Source organism: Treponema sp. HNW (genome assembly GCF_050320395.1).
Lineage (GTDB): Bacteria > Spirochaetota > Spirochaetia > Treponematales > Treponemataceae > Treponema_C.
This window is the reverse complement of the sequence record NZ_CP144459.1, coordinates 2,776,803-2,800,654: the sequence shown is the minus strand read 5'-3', so window position 1 is coordinate 2,800,654 and position 23,852 is coordinate 2,776,803. Positions and strand designations below refer to the sequence as shown.

At 43.9% G+C, this 23,852-nt stretch carries 26 protein-coding genes; 11 read left to right on the top strand and 15 right to left on the bottom strand.

The features are described 5' to 3' along the window. Positions 1 to 5: 5 nt before the first annotated feature. Together V1L52_RS13070 and V1L52_RS13065 are read left to right on the top strand one after the other, a co-directional pair. On the top strand, positions 6 to 1,346 hold the full coding sequence (locus V1L52_RS13070) for a hypothetical protein (RefSeq protein ID WP_428770229.1): 1,341 nt from the start codon (positions 6 to 8) through the stop codon (positions 1,344 to 1,346). Continuing rightward, positions 1,334 to 2,383, top strand: a complete 1,050-nt coding sequence (locus tag V1L52_RS13065; protein WP_428770228.1) for an LPP20 family lipoprotein — start codon at positions 1,334 to 1,336, stop codon at positions 2,381 to 2,383. Before V1L52_RS13070 ends, V1L52_RS13065 begins: the two co-directional genes overlap by 13 nt. Here V1L52_RS13065 and V1L52_RS13060 read toward each other — a convergent pair. After that, positions 2,369 to 3,439: a phospho-N-acetylmuramoyl-pentapeptide-transferase gene (locus V1L52_RS13060; protein ID WP_428770227.1), complete on the bottom strand. Its 1,071-nt coding sequence runs from the start codon at positions 3,437 to 3,439 to the stop codon at positions 2,369 to 2,371. The two genes, V1L52_RS13065 and V1L52_RS13060, sit on opposite strands and share 15 nt — an antisense overlap. Before the next feature lie 48 nt (positions 3,440 to 3,487). Continuing rightward, on the bottom strand, positions 3,488 to 4,111 hold the full coding sequence (locus V1L52_RS13055; RefSeq protein ID WP_428770226.1) for a hypothetical protein: 624 nt from the start codon (positions 4,109 to 4,111) through the stop codon (positions 3,488 to 3,490). 214 nt (positions 4,112 to 4,325) lie between these two features. On the opposite strand from V1L52_RS13055, the gene V1L52_RS13050 reads away from it, so the two are divergent. Further along, a complete protein-coding gene (locus V1L52_RS13050; protein ID WP_428770225.1) occupies positions 4,326 to 4,667 on the top strand; it encodes a hydrogenase maturation nickel metallochaperone HypA in 342 nt (113 codons plus the stop codon). 339 nt (positions 4,668 to 5,006) lie between these two features. Continuing rightward, positions 5,007 to 5,168 carry a winged helix-turn-helix transcriptional regulator gene (locus V1L52_RS13045; protein ID WP_428770224.1) on the top strand — a complete coding sequence of 54 codons (162 nt, stop codon included), beginning with the start codon at positions 5,007 to 5,009 and terminating at the stop codon, positions 5,166 to 5,168. On the opposite strand, the gene V1L52_RS13040 is transcribed toward V1L52_RS13045, so the two are convergent. Then, entirely contained in the window at positions 5,160 to 5,852 is a 693-nt protein-coding gene (locus V1L52_RS13040) for an HAD family hydrolase (RefSeq protein WP_428770223.1), read from the bottom strand. The genes V1L52_RS13045 and V1L52_RS13040 overlap by 9 nt on opposite strands. 145 nt (positions 5,853 to 5,997) lie before the next feature. On the opposite strand from V1L52_RS13040, the gene V1L52_RS13035 reads away from it, so the two are divergent. The 4 genes from V1L52_RS13035 (at position 5,998) to V1L52_RS13020 (ending at position 7,256) form a co-directional block, all read left to right on the top strand. After that, positions 5,998 to 6,270 carry a hypothetical protein gene (locus tag V1L52_RS13035; RefSeq protein WP_428770222.1) on the top strand — a complete coding sequence of 91 codons (273 nt, stop codon included), beginning with the start codon at positions 5,998 to 6,000 and terminating at the stop codon, positions 6,268 to 6,270. Between the two features lie 18 nt (positions 6,271 to 6,288). Continuing rightward, positions 6,289 to 6,615, top strand: a complete 327-nt coding sequence (locus V1L52_RS13030; protein WP_428770221.1) for a type II toxin-antitoxin system RelE family toxin — start codon at positions 6,289 to 6,291, stop codon at positions 6,613 to 6,615. 94 nt (positions 6,616 to 6,709) lie between these two features. Further along, the gene (locus tag V1L52_RS13025) at positions 6,710 to 7,024 is read left to right on the top strand and encodes a BrnT family toxin (protein ID WP_428770220.1); all 315 of its coding nucleotides are present in this window, start codon (positions 6,710 to 6,712) and stop codon (positions 7,022 to 7,024) included. Then, positions 7,002 to 7,256: a BrnA antitoxin family protein gene (locus V1L52_RS13020; protein WP_428770219.1), complete on the top strand. Its 255-nt coding sequence runs from the start codon at positions 7,002 to 7,004 to the stop codon at positions 7,254 to 7,256. The genes V1L52_RS13025 and V1L52_RS13020 overlap by 23 nt, the downstream gene beginning before the upstream one ends. A gap of 24 nt (positions 7,257 to 7,280) precedes the next feature. Here the strand turns inward: V1L52_RS13020 and V1L52_RS13015 are convergent, their stop codons facing one another. Genes V1L52_RS13015 through V1L52_RS13000 form a run of 4 tightly spaced genes read right to left on the bottom strand, consistent with a single transcriptional unit; the run spans position 7,281 to position 12,663 of the window. Then, positions 7,281 to 9,437: a helicase-associated domain-containing protein gene (locus V1L52_RS13015; RefSeq protein ID WP_428770218.1), complete on the bottom strand. Its 2,157-nt coding sequence runs from the start codon at positions 9,435 to 9,437 to the stop codon at positions 7,281 to 7,283. Next, positions 9,434 to 11,206, bottom strand: a complete 1,773-nt coding sequence (locus V1L52_RS13010) for a DNA repair helicase XPB (RefSeq protein WP_428770217.1) — start codon at positions 11,204 to 11,206, stop codon at positions 9,434 to 9,436. Before V1L52_RS13010 ends, V1L52_RS13015 begins: the two co-directional genes overlap by 4 nt. Before the next feature lie 11 nt (positions 11,207 to 11,217). After that, positions 11,218 to 11,925 carry an MgtC/SapB family protein gene (locus V1L52_RS13005; protein ID WP_428770216.1) on the bottom strand — a complete coding sequence of 236 codons (708 nt, stop codon included), beginning with the start codon at positions 11,923 to 11,925 and terminating at the stop codon, positions 11,218 to 11,220. A 6-nt stretch (positions 11,926 to 11,931) separates the two neighbouring features. Next, the gene (locus V1L52_RS13000) at positions 11,932 to 12,663 is read right to left on the bottom strand and encodes a hypothetical protein (RefSeq protein ID WP_428770215.1); all 732 of its coding nucleotides are present in this window, start codon (positions 12,661 to 12,663) and stop codon (positions 11,932 to 11,934) included. 123 nt (positions 12,664 to 12,786) lie between these two features. Between V1L52_RS13000 and V1L52_RS12995 the strand changes: the two genes are divergently transcribed. After that, complete coding sequence (locus V1L52_RS12995; protein ID WP_428770214.1) at positions 12,787 to 14,016, top strand: dicarboxylate/amino acid:cation symporter; 1,230 nt, start codon at positions 12,787 to 12,789, stop codon at positions 14,014 to 14,016. Positions 14,017 to 14,182: 166 nt separating this feature from the next. Here the strand turns inward: V1L52_RS12995 and V1L52_RS12990 are convergent, their stop codons facing one another. From V1L52_RS12990 to V1L52_RS12980, 3 genes are all read right to left on the bottom strand, one after another. Continuing rightward, a complete protein-coding gene (locus V1L52_RS12990) occupies positions 14,183 to 15,607 on the bottom strand; it encodes a Na+/H+ antiporter NhaC family protein (protein WP_428770213.1) in 1,425 nt (474 codons plus the stop codon). Between the two features lie 26 nt (positions 15,608 to 15,633). Beyond that, entirely contained in the window at positions 15,634 to 16,758 is a 1,125-nt protein-coding gene (locus tag V1L52_RS12985) for a pyridoxal phosphate-dependent aminotransferase (protein WP_428770212.1), read from the bottom strand. Positions 16,759 to 16,864: 106 nt separating this feature from the next. Continuing rightward, on the bottom strand, positions 16,865 to 17,248 hold the full coding sequence (locus tag V1L52_RS12980; RefSeq protein ID WP_428770211.1) for a RidA family protein: 384 nt from the start codon (positions 17,246 to 17,248) through the stop codon (positions 16,865 to 16,867). 166 nt (positions 17,249 to 17,414) lie between these two features. On the opposite strand from V1L52_RS12980, the gene V1L52_RS12975 reads away from it, so the two are divergent. Continuing rightward, a complete protein-coding gene (locus V1L52_RS12975) occupies positions 17,415 to 18,077 on the top strand; it encodes a helix-turn-helix transcriptional regulator (RefSeq protein ID WP_428770210.1) in 663 nt (220 codons plus the stop codon). A 45-nt stretch (positions 18,078 to 18,122) separates the two neighbouring features. Here the strand turns inward: V1L52_RS12975 and dtd are convergent, their stop codons facing one another. The 4 genes from dtd to V1L52_RS12955 are packed head-to-tail and all read right to left on the bottom strand — an operon-like array spanning position 18,123 to position 21,047. Beyond that, positions 18,123 to 18,563, bottom strand: a complete 441-nt coding sequence (dtd, locus tag V1L52_RS12970) for a D-aminoacyl-tRNA deacylase (protein ID WP_428770209.1) — start codon at positions 18,561 to 18,563, stop codon at positions 18,123 to 18,125. Then, entirely contained in the window at positions 18,564 to 19,181 is a 618-nt protein-coding gene (locus tag V1L52_RS12965; RefSeq protein WP_428770208.1) for an imidazoleglycerol-phosphate dehydratase, read from the bottom strand. A gap of 12 nt (positions 19,182 to 19,193) precedes the next feature. Continuing rightward, positions 19,194 to 20,096, bottom strand: coding sequence for an ATP phosphoribosyltransferase (gene hisG / locus V1L52_RS12960; protein ID WP_428770207.1), 903 nt, complete (start codon positions 20,094 to 20,096; stop codon positions 19,194 to 19,196). Between the two features lie 42 nt (positions 20,097 to 20,138). Continuing rightward, positions 20,139 to 21,047, bottom strand: coding sequence for an alpha-hydroxy-acid oxidizing protein (locus tag V1L52_RS12955; RefSeq protein ID WP_428770206.1), 909 nt, complete (start codon positions 21,045 to 21,047; stop codon positions 20,139 to 20,141). 244 nt (positions 21,048 to 21,291) lie between these two features. Here V1L52_RS12955 and V1L52_RS12950 point away from each other — a divergent pair, with 244 nt between their 5' ends. After that, a complete protein-coding gene (locus tag V1L52_RS12950) occupies positions 21,292 to 22,158 on the top strand; it encodes an Abi family protein (protein WP_428770205.1) in 867 nt (288 codons plus the stop codon). A 7-nt stretch (positions 22,159 to 22,165) separates the two neighbouring features. Here the strand turns inward: V1L52_RS12950 and murJ are convergent, their stop codons facing one another. Then, positions 22,166 to 23,779 carry a murein biosynthesis integral membrane protein MurJ gene (gene murJ, locus V1L52_RS12945; protein WP_428770204.1) on the bottom strand — a complete coding sequence of 538 codons (1,614 nt, stop codon included), beginning with the start codon at positions 23,777 to 23,779 and terminating at the stop codon, positions 22,166 to 22,168. Positions 23,780 to 23,852 lie beyond the last annotated feature (73 nt).

The window sequence follows — 23,852 nt, the reverse complement described above, 5'->3', positions numbered from 1 at the left end:
AGGACATGATGAGCAGGTGTATCGATAAAGCCGCAAAGCGTGTTGTTTTTGTTTTTTTTATACTTCCTCTTATATCCTGCGTTTCCGCCGGACGATTTGAAAGTCTCGATAAAAGTTTTGCCGCAGGTCATTACGCCGAGGCGCGATATAGCCTTGAAGCCGATAAAAATCGTTTATATACCGGCAGCGACGAGGTTTTATACTATCTTGATGCGGGTATGCTTTCACGTTTTGCCGGCGATTACGAAGCTTCAAACAAAGAACTTGGCGAAGCCGAAAAACTGATAGAATACTGTTACGCAAAGAGTATTTCCCAAGCTGTCGGTTCCTTTATACTGAACGATACCTTGATTGATTATGCCGGTGAAGATTATGAAGATATTTATACAAATCTCTTTATGGCCCTTAACTATATTCAACTGGGTAAAGCAGAAGATGCCTTTGTGGAAATTCGGCGTTTTGATAATAAAATCAAACTTCTGTCGTCAAAATACGAGAAGGCAATTTATGAAGCCAAGCGGCAAACGGAGAATATTCAGCCGTCCGCTTATTCCCGGCCGGATTTACGGTTTCACAATTCCGCCCTTGCCCGCTATGTAAGCCTTTTGCTGTACCGCAGCGAAGGAAAATTCGACAGCGCCGAAATAGATAAAAAATATATACAATCGGCTTTTGCGGCGCAGCCTTCTTTGTATCCTTTTCCGGTTCCGGCAGCCGTTGAAGAAGAGTTTTCGATTCCGGCAGACTGTGCACGGCTGAACGTTTTATGTTTTACCGGTTCGGCCCCCCGAAAAGAAGAAGAAGTTATACGTATTCCGGATGCAATAGGCGGCGCCTTCTTTAAAATTGCCCTTCCGGTTATGTATAAGCGGCCCTCGAAAACGGCTTCTGTCGAAGTGGAAGCCGAATCTGCCGACGGTATAAAAAGCCGCAAAAAACTTGAACTGATTGAAAGTATCGAAAACATTGCCGAGGATACCTTCCGCCAAAAACAGGCGCTTTTATACACAAAGGCTTTTTTGCGTGCCGCATCAAAAACAACGGCTTCTTCGGCGGTAAGCGCCGTTCTCGAATCTCAGGATGATGAAGGATTAAACGCCCTCGGCGGCCTTTTGAGATTTGCTTCGGGTATTTTTATAGAAGTGTCCGAGCGTGCCGATACGCGTATATCGCGTTTTTTTCCGGCGGAAGTGAGGGCCGGAGGCTTGAATCTTAAAAGCGGGCTGTACACGCTGCGGGTAACTTGTTATGATAAAAACGGCAGAATGTTGTACACGGAAACAAAAAAGGATGTTCCGGTACAATCCGGAAAGCTCAATATTGTGGAGTCGGTATGTACAAGATAATTAAAAACTTATGTATATGTATGCTTTGCCTGCTGCTCACCGTTTTAATCGGATGTGTAACAACGGACAAGGCGGATAGGGCGGGAAAACATAACGGTAAAGCGCCCTTATGGGTGAACGAGCCTTCTTCCGTATATCCCGATGCAGCCTATTTAAGCGGAGTGGGCTACGGGCCTTCCCGCGCCGATGCGGAAGCTGCCGCGGTTGCCGTTTTAACAAAGGCTGTCAGTCAAAAGGTGGAAGCTCAAAGTTCGTCGGTGCAGGAAATGGATGCGGCGTCTATGCAAAGCGTTCGTCGCGGTTTTTCTTCGGTTATACGGACTTCATCGACCGTGGATGAAATTACCGGTCTTGCAATCAAAGAAATATGGGCGGACAAAGACGGTTATTTTTATGCCCTCGCCCTTATCAATCGTGAAGATGTGGGCGCCCATTATGAACAGCGGATTAGGGCTTATGAAGACGGTATAAACGGTTTTATTCTCTTTGCTGCCGATAATCCTGCAAGTTTTGAAGCGGTTTCGGCTTTGAAAAAGGCGGCCTCTTCGGCTGCCGAAAACGAAAAAAATCTTTCACTCTTATCGGTTATACATCCGGGAAAATATAAAAAGCTTTCTTTGACCTATAAAAATACGCAAACGGTTGAAGCCCTGCTTTACCGCGAAATCGAAAAGATCGGCATTATCGTTGAAGTTGAAAACGATCGGGGCAAACGGCTCGAAACCGCTTTTTTAAAAGCATTAAAAGAAGCCGGATTTAAAGCTTCGACACCCTTTTCCGCCTCCGATACGGATACGATTTTCTACGTTTTAAAAGCGTCAATCGCCTTCGAACCTTTTAAAGGAAAAAGCGCAGCCGACAATATCTATGTGCGTTATAGTGTAAATGCCGATTTAATCGATAAACGTACGGGAAAAATTGTTTTACCCTGGAGTATTGCCGGCCGGGAGGCTCATGTTACGCAAAGCGAAGCGGAAAACAGGGCTTTGCGGACGATTGAAAATGAAATAAAACAGAAGTTCTTAGCGCACTTTTAAGATAATACCCAAAACGGCAATCGTAACGAGCACTTGCATAATCATAAATTTTACAAGAACCTGTGCCGGAGACCAGTTCCGTTCTTTTCTCATATGGTCATGGAGGGGAAAGCGGACATTCGAAAAAATGCGTATTTTAAAAAACCGCAGCAGGGCAACCTTTAAAAGTCCCGTTCCGCCGTTTAAAAACATAACGGAAGAGGTGGCAAAAATCAAAAAGGGGTTACCGCTTATCATTACCGTAACGCCTATAAAAAAGCCCAAGGCGCGGCTTCCGGCATCGCCCATAAGAACCTTGCTCGGATAGGCGTTGTGCCATAGGTAGCCCATAAGGACGCCTGCAAGAGAAAAAGTGATGATTGCCCAGCCTGCGCCGTCGGATAAATGCGGGACAAGCAGGTAGGCCGCAATGTCTTTGTGACCGAGAACAAAATAAAATAAAAGGCCCATTGTAATCAATGCAATGAGAACCAGGGTGCTTGAAAGACCGTCAACGCCGTCGGTACAGTTTGTGGTATTGATTGAAGTCCATAAAAGCAAAACCGCAATCGTTATGTAAACGGGAGCGCATACGGTAACGGAAAAGCTGATAAAAGGAAGCCAAAAACTCACTTCGCCGCTGCGGCTGAGGTCGGGATTCAAATAATACAGTACAAAGGCGCCGCACAGCGAAAGAAGCAAATCGAGGGCCCCCTTTTTATATTCTCCCCAGCTTATAAGACTGCGGTCGTCAAAAAAACCGGTGAGCATGGTAAGCCATGTTAAAACGAGAATAAGCGCTTGCTGTAAATCCAGGGGGGCAAAGATAAGGGCGACGGCAATAAAGACGGAGATAAAAACAACACCGCCGCCGGTGGGTTTACCCTTGGCCGCTTCGGCATTAATCGTAAATTCTCTTCCCCGGTCGCTCGGTAAAAAGCGGTAACAGCGGGGAAGCAGAAAATATACAAGAATAAAGCCCGTATATAAGGCGAGTGAAATCAATACGGCATAGGACTGCAAAAGCCGTCCCGGGCCGAAAATATTCATAATATGCGATGCAAGGTAGTATAACATAGATTAATATATTATAAAACACTTCGCTTTTTTTGTCATTACGGATATTTATTTTTGGTTAGAGTTGAGCTTTGATTTTTGCCGCTTTGAAATCCCCTGAACCGAGCCGATAACGGCTGTTCCGAGAACAACTGCCGCGCCCGCTTCCAAAAGACTGTTGCCGATAAGCACTGCCCACATAACCTGCAAAGGAATCGCCGAAGCGATTACCAAAGCTCCGAGTACAAAAACCGCATGTAAAAGCGTACCTGAAAAAGCGGTTAAAGAAACCGCTAAAAGCATAAAAGACGAGGGTAAATGCTTACAAATGAGCGAAAAGGCCTTATACAGTAAAAAAGTACATATGCCGAATAAAATACGCGGCAAAACGGAAATAAGCGGATTTTGGAAAAACGGATCAATCGGTCCTGCAGGAGATACCGCTGCGTACACTAAGGATGAAAGGCCGAAGACGGCTGCAACCGCCGTTCCCGCCCACAAACCCGATAATCCTTCAGGATGTAAACAGACGGCTAAAATAACGGGGATGTGCAGGATGGTAATCGCCGCTCCGCTAAACCAGGGAATAAAACCCAAACGGGTAACCGTCAGTAAAACCGTAAGCGCACCCAAGGCACCCGCCGTTGCAAGGATACGGTTTGCGTCATGTTTTTTATATGTGAACTTTTCCATAAGGAACAGTATAGCATAAAGCGGGCAAAAGAACCAGCTCGGCAACGGGAACAATTATCCGCGTATTGTGCCTGCGGCCGGTTTTCGCTTACGAAAGGTTACTATGGGGGCGGCCGTCTCTTTGCAGTTTTCTTTTTTTGTGTTATACTCCGGCGAGAGTGAAAAAAAGCGGCGGATTTCATTGCCGCCTTATATACAAAGAGAAGGAAAACATATGCATGAACTGGGAGTTGTGTGCGAAGTTTTAAAAACCGTACAAAAAATTATTGAAGAAGAACAGGTGTCCGAAGTCGAAAAAATCGTTTTGCAAGTCGGAGAATTAAGCGGTATTGTCCCGTCTTATCTGGAAGAATGTTTTCCCGCGGCAGTGTATAAAACGCCGTTTGAAAATACAAAACTTGAAATGGAAGTTGTTCCCGGCGAAGTTAAATGTAAAAACTGCGGCAAAGAATTTAACGGCTTTGCTTATAATTTAAAATGCCCCGTTTGTGCAGGCGAACAGCTGGAAGCTTTAAGCGGCCGCGAATTTATTATCAAAGAAATTCTTGCACGCTGACCGGACTTTTTATAAGTGCATGATGCCCGTTCTGTAAAGTTTTAAAAATTTCTCATCAACGGTATCAATCGAATTTTGTAAAAGGTTTATTATTCTTTTTTTATCATGCGGAAGTTTGCCCGACAGCGGGACGGTGTTTGAAACCGTATTTGCATAAATCGTCGTTTCCGCAGTCAGGTTTTGGATCAGGATTTTTTGTTCCTGTAATTTTTCAAGCTCGGAGGTTTCGGTAAAACGGCCCTGCCGTATTTCATTGAAATTTTATATTATATCGGTATTGAACATATAAACCGTTTCGGTAAATTACGCCGCCGAATAGGTGAGATTAACGAGTCTTCTTTGACTAAACAGCTGCGTGAACTTGAGGCGGACGGTTTTCTTTTAAGGCATGATTATAAAGAGATTCCGCCCCGGGTGGAATATTCTTTAACCGAGACGGGGAAGAGCTTTATGAAAGTTTTAAAAGCTATGCAAAAATGGGGAGAGGATAATTTAAAATAAAATCCGTACCAACTCTTCCGCAAAGGGAACGACAATGTCGGCGTTTTCGGCAAGCAGTTTTTTGCGGTCTCCGAAGCCTTCCGTTACCGCACAGGTATGTGCGCCGAGGGCTCGGCCTGCCTGAATATCGGTAGCCGAATCTCCGACCATAAGGACCTTTTCAGGTACTATAGCGGCATTCCGTTTTTTTTCGATAAGGTCTATTGCAAGGGCCAAGCCTTCGGGGGCGGGTTTGATGCGGGAAAGCTGTTCCGGCCCCACGACGGCGTCAAAAAAACAATCTATTGAAAAATGTTTTAAAATCTCTCGGGTAACGCTTAAAGGTTTATTGGAAACAACCGCGCAAAAGACGCCTTTTTCTCTCAGTTTTTCCAAAAGTTCATATACGCCTTTGTAAAGGAGCGTTTTTTCCGCCGAATGGGTACGGTACCGCTCAACATACCAGTCAAAAAACTCGGAAAAATTCGGCATAGTATCCGCTTTTATTCCCTGATAGCCGAGGGCACGGATTAAAAGGTTTTTTGCACCGTCACCTACAAAACTGATAATTGTATCCTGCGGTTCTTCTTTATAGCCGAAGTGCGTCAATGCGGCGTTTACCGATGAAGCGATGTCCGCTCCCGAATCTATTAAAACACCGTCCAAGTCGAACAATACCGCTTGCAGATTAAGTTTTTCTTTCATTTTTTTCTCCAAAAGACTTTAAATCACCTAATCAGTATAGACTAAAACGAAACCGCGGACAAGCGGCGGGAGAAAGAGTGAACAGGAATAAAGAAGGCTTGACCACATAGAAAAATACATATTATTATATAACAGAGGAGATGTCATGTTGGTAGAAACCGCTCATATAATGCCGATTACGAAGTTACAAAAAGAACTTACTCAAACGGTCAGAAAAGTTTCCGAAGAAAATAAGTCCGTTTATATTCTGAAAAACAACAATATGGAAGCAGTTATGATTCCGTTTAAAGAATATGAATATCTTTCAATACTCGCCGATGTTTTTGAACGGATGGAAATTGCGGAACATATTGCATTGAGAATGAAAAATTATAATGCAAAGAAAAATGCGGCTTGGGATTCGGTCCGCCAAGATTAAAGCGGTATAAAGCAAATCATGGAAGAAACACTATATCGGATAGAACTTATTCCGGCCGCGCTGGAAGATTACCGCAAACTTGACGGAAGTGTCAGAAAAGATGTAAACAAAAAAATAGATAAACTCAAAAAAAATCCGTTTGCCGGAGATGAGCCGGGCAATAGAGATAATATTAATTTAACAGGGTTCTACAAGCTGTATGCGTGTAATAAACGTATAAGAATTGTATATCGGTTAATTACGCCTGAAAAAATCGAGATCGTGGAAATTTGGGGTATCGGTAAACGGGAAAAAGCGGAAATCTATAAAGTTGTAGCGGACAGATTAAAAAATAAAATGTGTTAGCGGGAGCTGAATACCGATAATATCGTTGACAACCGGCGGATATATTGTATACTTAAAATAAGGAATTTTCATCTCTATTTGATGGTCGGTTGTTATGGGAAAAACAATTATCAGTGCGGACAATCGTTTTGAATGGGATGAAGAAAAGAATATTGCAAACATAAAAAAGCATGGTATTGCTTTTGAGGAAATATTGGATGTATTTGATGACCCGCATTTTTTAGTGCGGTATGATGATAAACATTCCGATAAAGAAGACAGATATAGGGGAATCGGCTGTATTAACGGGCTTTTAATTGTAATCACTACGTTTACTGAAAGAACAAGAACAAGAATTATATCCGTCCAAAGGGCGGATAATACCGTGAAGGAGTTTTACAATGATTATGTCAAAAAAATTAACGGCTGAACGCATTGCCGAAATTGAAAAAACTCCCATTATATATGACGATGACAGTCCCAAACTTACACAGGAAGAGTTGAAAGATTTTGTGCCGTATCATCAAGCATGTTCTAAAAAAGAAACAATTTCTATAAAAATAGATGCGGATATCCTTGCCTTGATAAAAGCAAGCGGAAGCGGATATCAGACAAGAATAAACAAATGTTTGAGAAAGGCGGTTTTGTCGGGAACATTTTGACCGTCCCGGCAAAAACGGCAAGGTTTAGCGGGTGCTGAATACCGACGAAGGTTTGCGCCGTATAAGGCGGGCCTGTGCAACCGAAATCCGTTCGGGTTCCCGATTTTCTTCAACCTGTAAAATAAGAACGGCGTCCGAGGATTTTTTTTCGAGGCCCAGCGGAAAGCCGCACAGGGTTTTTTCGGCACAAACGACTTCCACAAAATCGGAATAAGCAAGGGCATTTTCTATAATGCGGATTTTACCCAAAAAGTCCATGCCGGAAGCTGCATTTTTTTCACTTCGTATCGAGGTTTCGCTCAGCTGGCCGGCGTTTAACACGGTTTTGCGGTGAATGCGCAGCATAAGGGCCTCTTCGGATTCTTTCGGTAAATTCTTTTTTATTACTTCCGCCTTCATTGCCGCAATATGGGCCCTTTGAAACTCTTTATCCGTTTGTATATTTTCAATACAGTCCGGAGAAATAAGCGGTTTTCCGGATAAAAGACCTGTTAACAAATCTTTGTGCTGCACAAGCGCAGCAAAGGGCAGACTTTCGCTTTGTGTTTCAAAGCCTTGGATTCCGCCGATGAATTCAAGAGAGCTTTTTTTGATTATATCGGAGGCTTCTTCATCGCAGGTAAAATCAAGGAGATAAATGCCGGGGGCAAGGTGCGCACGTATATGCGCAGCTAAAACCGGATTTTTTTCCGTTTGCAGGCGTTTGTCTTCGGCAACCTGCAAAACATAGCCCTTAAACAGTTTTCCCGAATTATACAGTGTATGCCAATCATGTAAAGAAAAACGCACGTTTTGGGGCAGGGGGTGCAAAGCGTTTTTTTCCAAAATGTCGATAAGTTTTTCAAGCGAAATGCCGTTTTCAAAAGCCCGCAAACAAGCCGCCTTTGTGATACGGAAACGACTGACCGCTCCGCAAAGTTCCGACTCCATGCATGAAGTTATATCAAAAAAGAGGGCCGGCGGAAGTTCTTTTAAAACGGTAACGGAAAAACCGGCATCAATGCTGATTGCCTTTGTGCGGGTCTCTTCCGCTTTTTCTTCGGTGAATAAGGCGGAATGCAGGCGGTAGCGATTTTTTTCGGCAAGCGGTACAAGGAGGCCGAAACACACAAGGGCGTCAAAAAGCGTTTCCGGAGTAAATCCTTTTTCGAAGCGGTCGACATCATCGATGTGAGGATTTTGAACCGCATTGTCACGGAACAAACGCCTAAGCCGGCCTTCTTTTTTTTCAAGACTTCCGCCGTATCGCCGATTTTCCTGCAATAAAAAAATCACACGAAGTATGTATGAGCGTGAAAGCGAATCGGAGGGGCCGTTTTTTTGTAATACGCTAAAAAGATCCGCTGCAAGGGAGGCGTTTTGTTGCAAAAGATCGCGGGAAAAATAACCGCAATAGGCGGCGCATAAATACGCATAACGGCTTATAGGCGGTAAAAGGGCAAACGAGAGGCGTTTTGCTTTATCTACTTCGGCAAGAGCCGCGTTATGCCGAAAAACGGATAAATTAGCCAATGTTCTGTGCAGGGAAGATAAAAATTCCTGAGGGATACCGGGGAAGCGTTTTTCCAAAACGGCAGCCGCCTTTTTTTTGAAACTTCCGTCTATACGGCGGCAATCGGGAAATTCGGCGGTAAATGCAAACCATGAAGCTAAAAGATGTGCCGACACAAAATACCCCTTAGAGCTGTCGTAAGGTTCCTTGTCGGTTTTATCGTATGCGGCCGAATCGGATTCGGTATTTTCAGGCAAAAATAAAAGAGCTGCAGGAGCACGTTTTTCCAATTCATCGCACAAAAGGGGGTTTACGGCAAAATAATCGTTGCCGTTTTCATCTTTTTTGCGGAATAGAATCAAACGCTCTTCCAAATTTAAAAAGCCGTCATGTAAAAAGGCAAAAGAAAATCGGGATGCGAAAAAAGCCGCAGCCTTTTGTTTTGTACAGCGGGGAATATGTATAACGGATGCAATGAGGATCAAATCTTCTTCGGATAAAAGAGCGAATAACACACGGCGGTTTTCTTCTTTGTGCAAAAAAGAGGTGAGAGCTTCAATGAGTTTTCGCTTATTATAAGGTGTTTTGACTTCGCCGACATAAAGCCGCACAAGATCGAAAAAACGGGTTTCATTCATACCGGTAAGAAAATCATGCCATAGGAGTATTTCTTCGGCTTTTTTATTCATATCCCGCTCCCGCTGCCGGCACTGCTTTTAGGACGGTCTTCTTTTTCTGTGTTTTCTTCAAAAACGGGAATATCTTCAATGTTGCGTACCAGGCGATAAGAATAACCCTGTTCGGCGAGGAATTTTTGGCGGTTTAAGCCGTATTCTTCTTCCTGAGTTCCCGCGGTAATCAATGTGATAAAGCGCGCGGTACGGTTTTTGGGGCGTAAAATGCGGCCGAGCCGCTGCGCTTCTTCCTGCCGGCTTCCGAAGGTTCCCGATATTTGAATGGCCATCGAAGCGTCAGGCAAATCGATTGCAAAATTTGCAACCTTGGAAACCGCCAAAACTCTCAGCCTGCCTTTGCGAAAATCGTTGTAAATGACATCGCGCTCGCGGATAGGGGTTTTACCGGTAATAATCGGTATGTGCAAAAGGCCTGCAATCTCAAATAATTGGTTTAAATACTGGCCGATAATCAGTATTTTGTCGTCCGAAAAGCGCCGTACCAAATCGAGGACAAGGGGAATTTTAAGCGGATTTTCTCCGGCAATACGGTGTTTTTGACGCAGGGAAGCAACCGCATATTCAAGTTCTTTGCTTTTATCCAAATCGGTACGGAATTCTATGCATTCGGCCCCTGCAATCCATCCGGAGCTTTCAAGTTCTTTCCACGGAACATCGTAACGTTTGGGCCCGACCAGGGAAAAAACCAAGCCCTCACAGCCGTCTTCACGCACGAGGGTGGCTGTTAAGCCTGCCCGGCGGACCGCCTGCAATTCGGCTGTTACACGGAATACGGGAGCGGGCAAAAGATGTACTTCATCGTAGATAATAAGGCCCCAGTTTCGTTCCCGGAACAGTTTAAAATGGGGATAAGGCCCGCCTTTTTCGGGTCTCCATGTTAAAACCTGATAGGTTGCGGCGGTTACCGGCCGTATTTCCTTTTTTTCTCCCGAATATTCACCGATTTGATCGGCGCTTAAATCGGTTTTATCGATAATCTCGGCTATCCACTGATGAACGGAAGATATATTCGCCGTAACGATGAGCGTATTCGTACGCAGTTTTGCCATTAAAAGAAGGCCTACAATCGTTTTTCCCGAACCGCAGGGCAGCACGAGGGTTCCGAATCCGGTCCCCGGACCGCAGTCTCCCAAAAAGGCTTCCGCCGCTTCGGTTTGGTATGGCCGCACAATAAAGTCTTTTTGTGAAAGAGTTTTTGTACGTAAATTGATTTCCAGCGGTTCTCCCTCTCTGAGCGGAACCTCGTCTTTTACCGGCCAGCCCGTTTTTAAAAGCTCTTCTTTAATGGTTCCCCTGTCCGTAAGGCTTAAACGAAAGCGGAGATTTTCGCAAGCCGGCGTTAAATATTTTGCAAGCTTTTTGTTTGCTTCGAGTTCCCGAAATACCGCAAGGGAATCGGTTTGTAAAATCAGACCGTCTTCGGCTTCATCCGCTGTACCGGTTTTATCTGTTGAAGTATCGGGGATTAAGCGTATCTTTCCGAATCGTTCCGCGGTTTCAAAAATCCATGCACGAACAGCTTGAGGAATATCAAAGCGGGAATAGGTTTGCAAAACGGAGAGGGCGTAATCGGGAGAAAAGCCCGCGCCTGCGGCATTCCATAAAGAAAGGGGAGTGAGTCGGTAGGTATGCAAATGCTCCGGCGAGCGCTCCAATTCCGCAAAGGGAATTAAAGCGCGGCGGCACTCATCGGCACGGGGAGCATGAACATCCAACAGCAGTGTTTTATCGCCCTGAACAATCAGCGGCGCTGAATTTTGCATAACAGTCTATTTTAATCCGTTAAGCTGAATTCTTCAAGACGTCCTATTTGTTTTATTTTATCGGTGAGGGCAAAGATATCCAATGTGGGCGGAACTTTTACGGAAAACGAAATACTTAAATGCTTTTGGCCTAAAATACGCGTAACATCGGTGGTCATAATAATTAAACCGTTTGCATAAATCAGTTTGCTCAAGGCTTCCAAATCTATGCGCTTGTTTTCAAATACAAGGTTTAAGTGCTTTGCCCGCTCGGCAGGGAAGTACTTTTCTTCGACTTTTTCAAGATAAATGAGAGAAACTTCACATACAAGGAGGGCCATAAGGGCGGGGAGAATAAAGCCCGAACCGATGGTTAAGCCCATAGCCGCCGCAACCCAGATAATAGCCGAAGATGTCAGCCCTTTGATATTTAATCCCTGACGCAATATGGTTCCGGCTCCCAAAAAACCGATGCCTGAGACAACTTGGGCCGCAATACGGGAGGGGTCTCCGCGCACGCCGGTTTCAGAGAGGCCCGAAGTATATATTGAAAGCATCATAAGCAGGGTTGATGAAACGGAAATTAAAATAAGGGTACGCATTCCCACAAATTGCTGACGGATTTTACGTTCCAAACCTAAAACCGCACCTGTAAAGAGACTGATTAAAATACGCGCAAGACAGGCGTACCAGGTTAAATCTCTTCCGAATAACATATCATAAATATCTGAAAAGCTCATATTCCATTATCGGTTAAAAAGATTTATAACCGCAGGGAATTTTGCTCCCGGCCGCAGCCAGCGGACGGATTTTTCGGTTTTCGCGGTTATTTCCGTGCTATGCATTTGCGGAAGCGAAAACAGATAATCCGCGGTTTCTTCTTCTCCCGCCTGTCCGGATGCGGAAGCATATTCTATTAAAAGGCTCTTTGTCGGAGATGCCGACAGAGAAGCGGCGGTGTTTTCGGCAAAGGATTTAAAAGCTTCACCGGCGGCCGATAAAAGCGGCGATGCCGGATTTACGGTTTCTTTTAAACGGGCGTTGAGTTTTATATAATCGCTTTTTCCGGGATGAGATTTATAGACAAAACAGAGGGTTCCGCCGCCCGTTTTTTTAAAACGGTCAATCAATTCCCGGGTTATATACATATATGAGGCGATAAATAGATCTATGCCCTCCGTAAGCGAACGGGTGCCTGTAAAAAAGTCGTCTCCGGCTTTTGCGTAAAGGGCCGTATCGAATATTAAAACCGCATGGGTAAGCTTGTTCAAAGAAGTTTGGGCTTCCAATACAAACGAGCGAGCCGATAAGGAGGATGAACGCTGCCAGACAAAGGCTTTTACCGGTTCCGAGGGAAGCTGCTCTTTATTTTGCTCCGAAACGGAAACCGCCGCCGAAAAACCGTTTGCAAGAGCCGCGTTCACAAAGGCCGTGCTTTCGGGAAAATCCTTTCCCGCTATAATAAGTCCTTTTTCCATAAAAAAAGTATAACAAAGCTTTCGGCTTTTCTCAAGCCTAAAACTCGCCTCAAGGCATGCTTTTATGAGGGCTTGTCGGCCGGTATGTTGACTGTCTTTGCCGCATAAGGTATGCTTCTCGGTATGAAAATTTGGATAAAATACCTTATCGGCTGTACGCTCGGCATCTTTGCCGCCCTGTTTTTACCCTTTGAAAATCAAATATTTAAATCGGTTTTACATTTTTTGACCGAGCTTACCCTTAGAATGGGACGATATTTTTTACTGCCCGTACTTTTTTTCAGCATAACAATCGGCATAACAAAGCTGCGCGGCTCGGGCAAACTGGTACGCACGGGTGTATTGACGGTTGTATCGGCCTTGGTAATCAGTTTGATTACAACCCTCATCGGTATTTTTTCCGCCCTTATTATAAAGCTTCCGCGTATTCCGATTTCGGTTGAAAAGATTTCCGATCCGATTAATTTGGAATTGCCCAAGCGCCTTTTGTCCTTATTTCCCTTTAACGGAGCGGCCGGACTTTTTGACGGTGATTTTTTACTGCCCGTCTTTGTTTTGGCCGGTTTTATCGGAGCCGGCTTTGCTTCGGATGCAATCAGGGCAAAACCCGCCTTTACCTTTTTCGATTGCCTTGCCCGTATCAGCTTTGAAGTTCTGAGCTTTTTTACGGATTTAATTGCAATCGGAATGATTGCCGTTTCCTGTACCTGGGCCCTGTCTCTTTTTGATGTTCTTAAAACGGGAACTTTTACCGGTTTGATTATTTTACTTGCGGTTGACGGTCTTATCATCATTGTAGGCCTTTTACCCGTTCTTTTGCGCTTCTTATGCCGCGAAAATCATCCGTATAAAGTACTTTTTGCCGGTATAGCTCCGATTATAGCGGCTCTCTTTTCCGGAGATGTCAACTTCAGCCTTGCCTTAAACCTGCGCCATGCAAAAGACAGTTTGGGTGTTAAACGCAGAATCGGCGCGGTGAGCATGCCGCTTTTTTCGGTTTTTGCCCGAAGCGGCACCGCCCTTGTTATTGCCGTTTCTTTTATCGTCGTTTTGCGTTCATATTCCAGCTTGGGTGTATCTTTACGCGATCTTATGTGGCTTACGGGCATGTCCTTCGGTATTTCGTTTTGTTTAAGCGCCTTTCCTTCAGGCGGTCCCTTTGTTGCTCTGACCCTCTTGTGTACGCTCTACGGGCGCGGTTTTGAGGCCGGTTATCTTTTGTTAAAGCCGGCCGCCTTTATCATCTGCGCCTTTGCCGCTGCCATAGACACGGCAACCGCCCTTTTTGCAACCTATTACATAGCCTCACGCGAAAAGATGATAATAGCCAAGGATTTGAAACATTATATATAGGGAGCCTCTAAAAACTCGGTTAGCTTTTTAGAGGGGCCCTATAAGCTTGTAATTGTGCGAGCGGGGGTAAAATATCCTAATCCGTCTCCAGCATAATCGTAAAGGGGTTTCTTCGATATAAGATATATAAAAAAGAGCCGCTTTTTTGGCGGCTCTTTTTTATACATTATCCTTTATTATTTTTTACTTCCCCGCCGTCTGCTCCCTCAAAGGTTCTTCCCCAGCCGGTACACACGGCAACACAGATAACCGCAAAAAGGAAATAAGCGTATAAGGTTCCTCCTGCTACAGCTAAAGGTGAAAGACCGGTAAGCGCTGAACCTATAAATACAAATACACTCATAAACGGAATACATGCCGGCAAACTGTTTGCCGTTGCATCCAATAAATTAGCTCTCCGGTAAGGGTGGATATCCCGTGCTTTACCGATTTCATTTAAAACCGGACCGAACGTTAGTATACACACACTTGATACGCCTCCGAAAATAATATCGGTCAACGAAATACCTATAATGGCGGCAATCTCCGTTCCTCGGGGTGTTTTTGCCATCTTGCTCTCTAATATCCTTTTTACAATATAGTCGAGCATTCCGGCCTCGGTAATCACACCCATAATACCGAATACGGCGATTACTAAACCGACTGTTCCCAGCATACTTGCAACACCGTTTACCAAAAAACCCGTAATAGCATTATGTTCGGGATCATTGGCAAAGACAGCAGAAAGAGGAAACAAACCCAGAGAGACTCCTGTTAAAATACCTAAAAGTAAACCGATAAACAAGCCTAAGAATATATTACGTGTTTTTGTTGCAATGATGAGCATGATAATCACAGGAATCAGCATAAATAAGCTTTTAGGATTTGCCGCTTGTTCGATTTGTATACTTTCAACTCCGGTTCCCGTTCCGCCGAAAATTAAAAAGAACAGCAGGGTTATACTGCCTGCAGCTAAAGAATATTTTAAACGTGAACGAACACATCCTCCGACATCGGCAGGGCTGCCGTTTCGGAATTGTTGAGTAGAAGCGGAGGCTATAGTTGTATCCGAAATGGGGGCTAAATTATCTCCAAAAATTGCACCGGAAACAATAGCTCCTGCTAAAAACATAGGATTTGACTGAAGCACGATACCTGCCGGGTAAAAAATCGGAAATGCTGAAAACATTGTGCCTATTGAAGAACCTGTTGCTGTAGACATGACACAGACAGCAAAAAAAACAAAACCGACAAAGATACCGCCTTTAACTCCTATGGAATTGGCCAGCCATACGAAGCCGCCCGACAGATTGCTGGCTTTCATAAGGGCGGAAAACATTCCGATGACAAAAAAGATGACAATGACGGAAACGGAACTTACGGAAGATATACCTTTAATGGCAGCATTCCAGTATTTTGTATAACTTGTACAAAATACGCCTCCGATAAGCAATGCTATGAATCCGGCCATGGCTAAAGCTTCCATGTTGAATGCTTTCAGCCCTATAAACATTAAGGCGCAAAAAGCAAAAAAGATAACAACCGGAACTAATGACAAAAACATACTTCCTCTAAATTGAAGTACTTCATGTTTTTCTTGTCTGTTCTCCATTTTTTTCCTCCTCCTGGAAAATAAATTTAATTCACAAGATTTCTCTCTTGAGCCATGTCCAGTAATACAGAACGAATACGTTTAAATCTTTCGACGGCAGCTTCGTCATCCCAAAAACATCCGGTAACAATGCGAATATAACCCTTGCCTTGTTCTCCGTACGGATTTCCTTGGTTAACCAGTATTTTTGCTTCCGACATTAATCTCGAAACAACTTCTTCACTGCTTCCCAGTTTACTGATATTCAGCCATGAAAGAATTCCGCTTTCACTCATTTTCATCCGCACTCCGGGAATATCATGCAGAATTTCATACGCAAGGCGGCGGCGTTTTTCCAGTTTAATATAGTTTTGTTGTAAATGCTCCGTATCTTCTATGGCGGCAATAGCCCCTATTGTTGATAAGGTTGATGACGCACCCAAAACATTTACCGCAGCTCCATATAGGACATCCATAATAACATCGTTTGCATATATATACCCGATACGGAATCCGGAAAGACCTATCCCTTTGGAAATTGAACAAACCGTAAGCGTTCTTTCCCACATTCCGGGGAGAACCGCCGGATGGACAAATTCAATTCCATCATAAATATGATCTTGAAACGCCTGGTCGCTTACTAAAATCAAATCGTGTTTTTTTACAAATTCGCATAAGTCTTCTATGCTTTTTCGGCGAAAAACGGTCGTTGTAGGATTATTAGGATGACAAAAGAGAACCATCTTGGTTTTAGGGGAAAGCCGCTTTTCAAATTCTTCTATGCGAAATTGATAATTATCTTCTTCAAACAGCGGAACAGGAACCGTTTTGGCACCTAATAATTTACCGTTTAAAAAATTACTCGGATAACTCGGATCCGGAACTAAGACTTCATCTCCTTCATTGATAAACGGCATCATTGAAAACAAAAGACCGGAATCGGAGCCCGGCGTGATAATAATATTACGCGAAGGGTCTATGGTTAATCCCGTTCTTTTTGTAATATATGCTGCAAGAGTTTTTCGCAGTAATAAATCACCGATAGGCATTGAATAGTGAGATGCAAACCCTTGATCGACAGCTTCATGTAGAACTTTTTTAACGGATTCGGGAATTGAGGGGTCGGGGAAAAAGGGGTCTGCCCAAGCCATAATATCACCGCCGGCTTTCATAAAATTTCCGGCACCCTCGCCTACATCGGCTTTTGTAACTTCAAGAAAAAGACCTCCTTGTAGATCTTTAAACTTGTGATTCATTAAATGTCTGATATTGATAATACTACCCTCCTATAACTTCCGCAATTGCTTCCACTTCAACCAAGACTCCTTTCGGCAGGTCTTTTACGGCAATACAGCTGCGTGCGGGTTTTTCGGTAAAGAATTCCGAATATACTTTGTTAAAAGCAGCGAAATCGGCCATCGACGAAAGAAAACATGTTGTTTTCAATACCGAGTCTAATGAACTTTCTCCGGCTTCCAAAACGGCTTTTAGGTTTTGTAAAACCTGCTTTGTCTGTTCCGTAATTTCGGTACCGATTACCTCACCGGTTTCAGGCGACAAAGGTATTTGGCCGGAGGTAAATAAAAAATTACCGCTGCGGATACCTTGAGAATACGGGCCGATTGCAGCCGGTGCTTTTGAAGTGTTAACCTTCTCATTCATATGTCCTTCTCCTTTTAGTTATTTTTCTTTAATATATGGTAACACTGAAATTTTTTTTAGTCAATAAATTTTTTTACATTATTTTATATGCATTTAAACTCTTACAGGATTCAGTTCTTTAAATTTCAAAAAGAATTAATTATAATGAAATACCAGGGGGTTCTCAATGAGACATGCTATAACCTTATCTTTAACCGATAGAGCCATTCTTGCTTCATACGATTCCGTATTGGACGGTCTCTCCGCCTTTTTCGGTGATGGAATAGAATTTGTTCTTCACAGTCTTGAAGACTTGGACCATTCCGCAATAAAAATTATAAACGGTCATTATTCAAATAGAAAAGTCGGTGCACCCATTACTAATCTTGCATTGGAACTTTTACAAAAAATAAATCTTAATAAACACGACAATCCGAATATGATATACCAAAATCAGAGTAAAAACGGGTCTCCCATTAAGGCGGCAACCTTTCCTATTTTTGGAGAAAATAAAAAAATCATAGGATTAATATGTATTAATTTTCATTTGGATATTCCTCTATACATATTTTTAAATAATTTTTTTAACTTTCGGGAAAATATGCGGAACAACGCGGAATTATTGGCCTCCAACTCTGAAGATATAATTATTTCACGGGTTGAAGACGCAAAAAAGAACGTATGGCATAATGAGGATATTCCTTTGCACAATAAGAATAAAGAAATTATTACAATATTATTTTACGAAAATATTTTCAGTTATAAAAATTCAGTTGAAAAAGTAGCGGATCTTTTAAATCTATCTAAGAATACTATTTATCTGCATATACGGAATTTGAAAAAGAATTAAAGATATAAAGAATACCTATATCTTTACCAAAGATATACCCCCTCCCTAATCCGTCTCCAGCATAATCGTAAAGGGGCCGTCGTTTACAAGGGAGACCTTCATGTCGGCTCCGAAAATACCGTGCTCAATCTTTGCAAATTTTCCTTCACAAAATGAAAGAAAATGCTCATATAAGCGGTTTGCGTGAGCAGGGGCGGCAGCCTGCTCAAAGCCGGGCCTGTTGCCGCGGAGGCAGTCGGCATAGAGGGTAAACTGCGAAACAACCAGAAGTTCTCCGCAGACATCGTCTATTGAAAGATTGGTTTTGCCTTTTTCGTCTTCAAAAATACGCAGTTTACGGATTTTTTCCGCCGCCTTTTCGACCGTTTGTTCGGTGTCGGTGTGGGTGATTCCCAAAAATACGAGAAAGCCGCGTTCAATCGAACCGGTACATTTTCCGTCTGCGGAAACGGATGCGGAAAGAACGCGCTGAATTAAGCATTTCATTTATACGATAACGCCCTTTGTAGAAGGAACTTCAGTTCCGCGCCGTTCATCGATGGCTACCGCATCGCGAACAGCCCTTGATGCCGCTTTAAACAAAGCTTCCATTTTATGATGGTCGCTTCTTCCGCGCAGGGTATCCAAGTGAAGGGTGCATTTTGCCGTACTTACAAAACCCTGCCAAAAATCCTCAAAACAGTCGGTTTGAAACGAGGTTTCTTTTCCGTCCGCACCGACCGATACAAGGGGTACACCGCTTAAATCGGCATTGCATACCAAAAAAGAACGTCCGCCGAAATCGACGGCGGCACGGCAGAGGGTTTCGTCCATGGGATAAAGACAGAATCCGGCACGGTAAATGCCTGCACAGGAGCCGAGGGCTTGGGCAAAGGCGGAACCGAGAACAATGCCGGTATCTTCAATCAAGTGGTGCTGGTCGACATCCAAATCGCCTTTAAGGGTACCTGTAAGGTCAAACAGACCGTGCTTGCAAAAGGCATGCAGCATGTGATTAAAAAATCCGATAGGACATTCAAGATCGCAGTTTCCGCTGCCGTCGATATTTAATTGGAGCATTATATCGGTTTCCGCCGTTTTTCGTGCACATTCGGCTATTCTCATACATTTTCCTTTTTAAGCAAGCACCTTTCTCAGTTCGTATTCCAAAATATCCGTTGCGCCCAACTCTTTTAAGCGCGGCAATAAAGCCGGCACTTCGCTTTGCTTAACCGCAATTTTTACGGCAAAGCCCGCCTCATGTGTGCCTCCCGGACCGTGGGAGGTGCCCGATTTTTCATGATCGGCCGAATACAGGGGAGAAACGGTCGGACTTCTCATAGAAGGAAGTCCTTTTACCAATGTATCGAAATTTTCGGCACTTACGTTCATTTCGAGCATAACGCGGCCGCGCGCGTTCAAAACCGCCTCAAAAAGCATTTTTAATTCCATAATTTTTTGCCTTTTTTCGGGGTGTGAAAGGGCGATTTTTGAGGCGAAAAAACGGGTAGAGCTTTCCGCAATTGTTTCGACAATTCGAAGGCCGTTTTCGGCAAGAGTGCGGCCGGTTGCGGTATTGTCGATAATCATGTCCGCATCGTCTGGCGGAAATACTTCGGTAGCACCGGAGGTATGCAATACAACCGCTTGGATATTTTTCCTTTCAAGCCAACGGCGCGCAATATTTTCGTATTCGGTTGCGGCAACTATACGCTTTGATTTTAAATCTTCGTCGTTCAAAGCCGAAGGAACGGCCGCCACAATGCGCACCTTATCGAAGCCCAAGTCCATAATTTCTTCGACATCGGCACCGGTTTCATCAATCCAATCGCGTCCCGTAAAACCGCAGTCATGGGCTCCCATTTCCAACAGTTTTCCGATGTTTTGAGGCTTCATCACCTTTGCTTCCAAATCATCCTGATTGACGATAGGCCGGTATGCCCGTTCGGGCAGTTTTACCGAGATTCCGGCACCCGCAAGAAGTTCAACCACATTTTCGTAAATCCTGCCCTTGGGCAGCAAAATCTTGAGCTTGTCCATGGATTTATCATACAAAAAAATAATGGACGTGTATAGGGTTCATTACCCCTGTTCGCCGCGAAGTTTTTTTGCCGCTTCTTTAACACCGACGGCTCCCGAAGCGCAGAGGGCGCTTATAAAGGGCCGACCGATCATCACTTCGCAGACACCCAACGAGCCCGCGGCAAGAATATCCCTGTGTGTACGGATACCGCCGTCAACCCAAAGTTCGGCGCAGTTGGCTTTTAATACGGAACCGTATTCGGCTAAAAATTCTGCCGTGCTTCCTGTACGGTTTTCCACGCGCCCGCCGTGATTCGATATAACGACTATATCCGGCTTAAGCTTTTTTACCATATCGACTTCTTCTGCATTAAACACACCTTTTACCGCAAAGGGAATTCCGGCTTTTTTCTTTAATTCGGCAAGCTGTTCGGCACTCTTTTTTTCCAACTGCACAAGGCGGCGCATGGTGAGAATATTGTATGAATCTATATCCACGCCGATTATTTCGGCAACGGGGCGGCTCCATTCAAAGCGTTCAAGAATTCGTTCGTTCGGATAGGGCTTTATAAAAACGGCGGCAGCGGCGCGCGGGTTAACCGTTTTCCGTTTTTCCACCGCCTTGATACCGGACAAGAGTTTTATATCCGGACAGCCGTCGCCTATCGCAAGCTTTACGCCCGCTTCGTCTGCCGCATGTATTATGTCGATATAAAATGATTCTTCATCTTTGTAGCCGACGTTTTCAACCGCTCCCGTTATAGGCGCAAGGCGGATTGCAGGTATATGATATGCCTCCGAAGGCATATCTAAAGAACCCGCTTTTTTCACGGGAATTGCAGCCCATGCGGCACAGTTTAACTGAAAATTGATATTATTACCGAACCCGCCCATTCCCGGCAGCTCGTTAATACAGCCGAAGCCGTCGCATTTCGGACAAAAATGACATTTTAATGTGTGTGCGTTCATATTATTTTTTTATCGGAAAAAATAAATCCGATATGAAGAAAAACCGTGCAACCTGCGAACAAGCGTCCCAAATGTATATGAGACTCGGGAAATTATTCGTGAATGGATTTTTAAGTATCGGAATCGGTATTTGTCCAATAAGTATGTACAATTTTCTTGCGTTTTTTTGCAAATTATGTTATTATTATTGCAATAGGACCCCCCGCACCTCTCTTTGATGTGTCCCATGGGGGGACATTTTTTTATGACCGATCCGATAAAAAATCCCACAACGTATGAACAGCAACTCGCTAAATTAAAATCGCGCGGATGTACAACAAAAGATGATACATTTTGTATTGCCGTACTCAAGACGGTAAATTATTATCGCCTCTCTGCGTATTTTTTACCGTTCAAAAATAGTGATGATACATATGGCGAAGGTACGAGTTTTGAGCAGGTTTTTAATATTTATGAATTCGACAGGAAACTGCGTCGTATAATTTTTTCCGCAATAGAAGAAATAGAAGTTTTTACGAGAGCCGCGTTCGCTTATTTTCATGCACATAAATACGGAGCGGTCGGATATCTTAATGAAAAAAATTATTCTGTAAAGCATGAACATGAAAAATTTAAAAAACTGATTGAGCAGGAAATACACAGCAATAGAAATCTTCCGTTTGTACGTCATCATGCGCAAAAATATGACGGTATGTTTCCGATCTGGGTAATTATTGAATTGTTTACATTCGGGATGCTTTCATTTTTCTTTGCCGATTTGAATACACAAGATCAAAAAGAGCTTGCGCGCACCGTATTTCATTCTACCGCAAATAATATAAAAAGTTGGCTGCGTTGTTGTACCGATTTGCGCAATATTTGTGCGCATTACGGACGGCTCTATTACCGAAACTTTTCTTCCGTTCCGGCAGGATTTGAAACTCAAGGTAAAGATAAATATAAACTTTGGACAACACTACGGGCGGTAAAAGAACTGTATCATGATGCGGAAAAATGGAATGAATCAATACTTAAACCGATGGTACAATTATTTAAGGAATATAAAAACGATATAGATTTGACGCATATCGCATTTCCTTCGGATTGGGTTGATTTGCTGACAAAAAAGTAATAAAAGCTTAGTCGGATTGTTTCCGCACATGTCTTACAATACTCATAAGAGATGCGTCCTTTGTCAAGGCAAGCAGGCCTATTCCTAAAAAAGCGAAGACAAGGGCGGCGGTAAAAAGCGGTATTCCCTGGGCAAAAAAACGGTGCAAGTGTGCAAAGGGGGCAAAAAGCTGCTGTTTGAACATATACAGGGGCAGCACGCATAGGAGCGAAAAAAGCGCAAGTTTCAGTGCATAGGCGATATACGGGCGTACCAAGCGGCCGGTATGGATTGTTTTTGACTTATTCAAAAAGACAAATAAAATCACCGTATTGGCAAAGCTTGCAAGCGAAAGAGCAAGGGCAATGCCGCCGCCCTTCATCGGCCGTATGAGAATGAGGGCAAGCAAAATATTAACCGCAAAGCCGCCTATACCGGCGATTGTCGGGGATTTTGTGTCGCTTTGAGCGTAAAAGGCCGGCGCAATAATGCGGTTTAAAGCGATAAAAAACAGACCCGCTATATGAAAGCGGAATGCTTTTAGTGTAAGGAATACCGACTCATCCGAAAACCGCCGTGTTTTATATACCAAAATAATGAGATTTTCGCCGAAAACAAACAAAAAGAAGCTTATCGGAATCGTAATCAGGGCGATTATGTGCATTGCCTGAGAAAGCATTTTTTCAAAAGCTTCGTATTCTTTGCGCTTTGCCAGACCTGCAAGGTCGGGAAGGATTACCGTACCGACCGATACGGCAAAGATTCCCAAAATCAATTCCTGCAAGCGAAGCGAATACTGAAGGCTTGATACGATACCGCTTCCGGCATTTCCCGCCAAAGCGGTCGATACGACATCGTTTACCTGATAAGCCGCCATTCCGATGACGGTCGGCCCGATAAGTTTTAAAACCCGCTTTGTTCCCGGATTACCGAAAGCGCATTTTAAACCCGTAAATGCGGGCCTAAAGCCTTCTTTTAACACAAAGGGCAGCTGAAACAGGGCTTGAATCGTTCCGCCTGCGATAACGCCGTATGCCATTGCGCGCGCAGGGTTTGCAGTCCGCGGCGACAAAAGATAGGCGGCCGAAATTACCGCAATATTGAATAAAACCGGTGTAAAGCCCGAAGGGGTAAAAATCTTTACACTGTTCAATATTCCCTGAAAAAAGGCCGCAATCGATATAACCGCAAGATAGGGAAACATCAGGCGCGTTAAAAACACCATTTCGGGTATTATGCTTTGTGAAGCATCCTTAATAAACAGGGGTGCAATGTAGGGAATAAGTATAATGCCCAGTACCGTCGTCAATGCGGTAAAAAAGCTTACGAGGGTAAAAACCGAATTTAAAAACAAGCGCAGTTCTTTGTCCCGGGCTTTTTCGGTACCGCCGGTTTTGTCTTTTTCGGCGGCGCGCTCTTCAAGATAGGATTTAAAAACCGGAATAAAGGCGACCGATATGCTGTTTTCGGCAAAAAGGCGGCGGAATAAATTGGGAATCATAAAGGCTATACCGAAGGCATCGGCCAAATCCGATGTCCCCAAAAAAGCGGCCTTGGTCATTTCGCGCACCAATCCCAATATTCTTGACAAAAACGTCAAAAATGACAACTTTATACCCGAAGAAAGAGCCGAACGCTTCATTTTACCAGCATAGCGCTATTGCCTCTTTATGGCAATCCCTGTAAAATAGATTATAAGGATAACGAGGTCATCG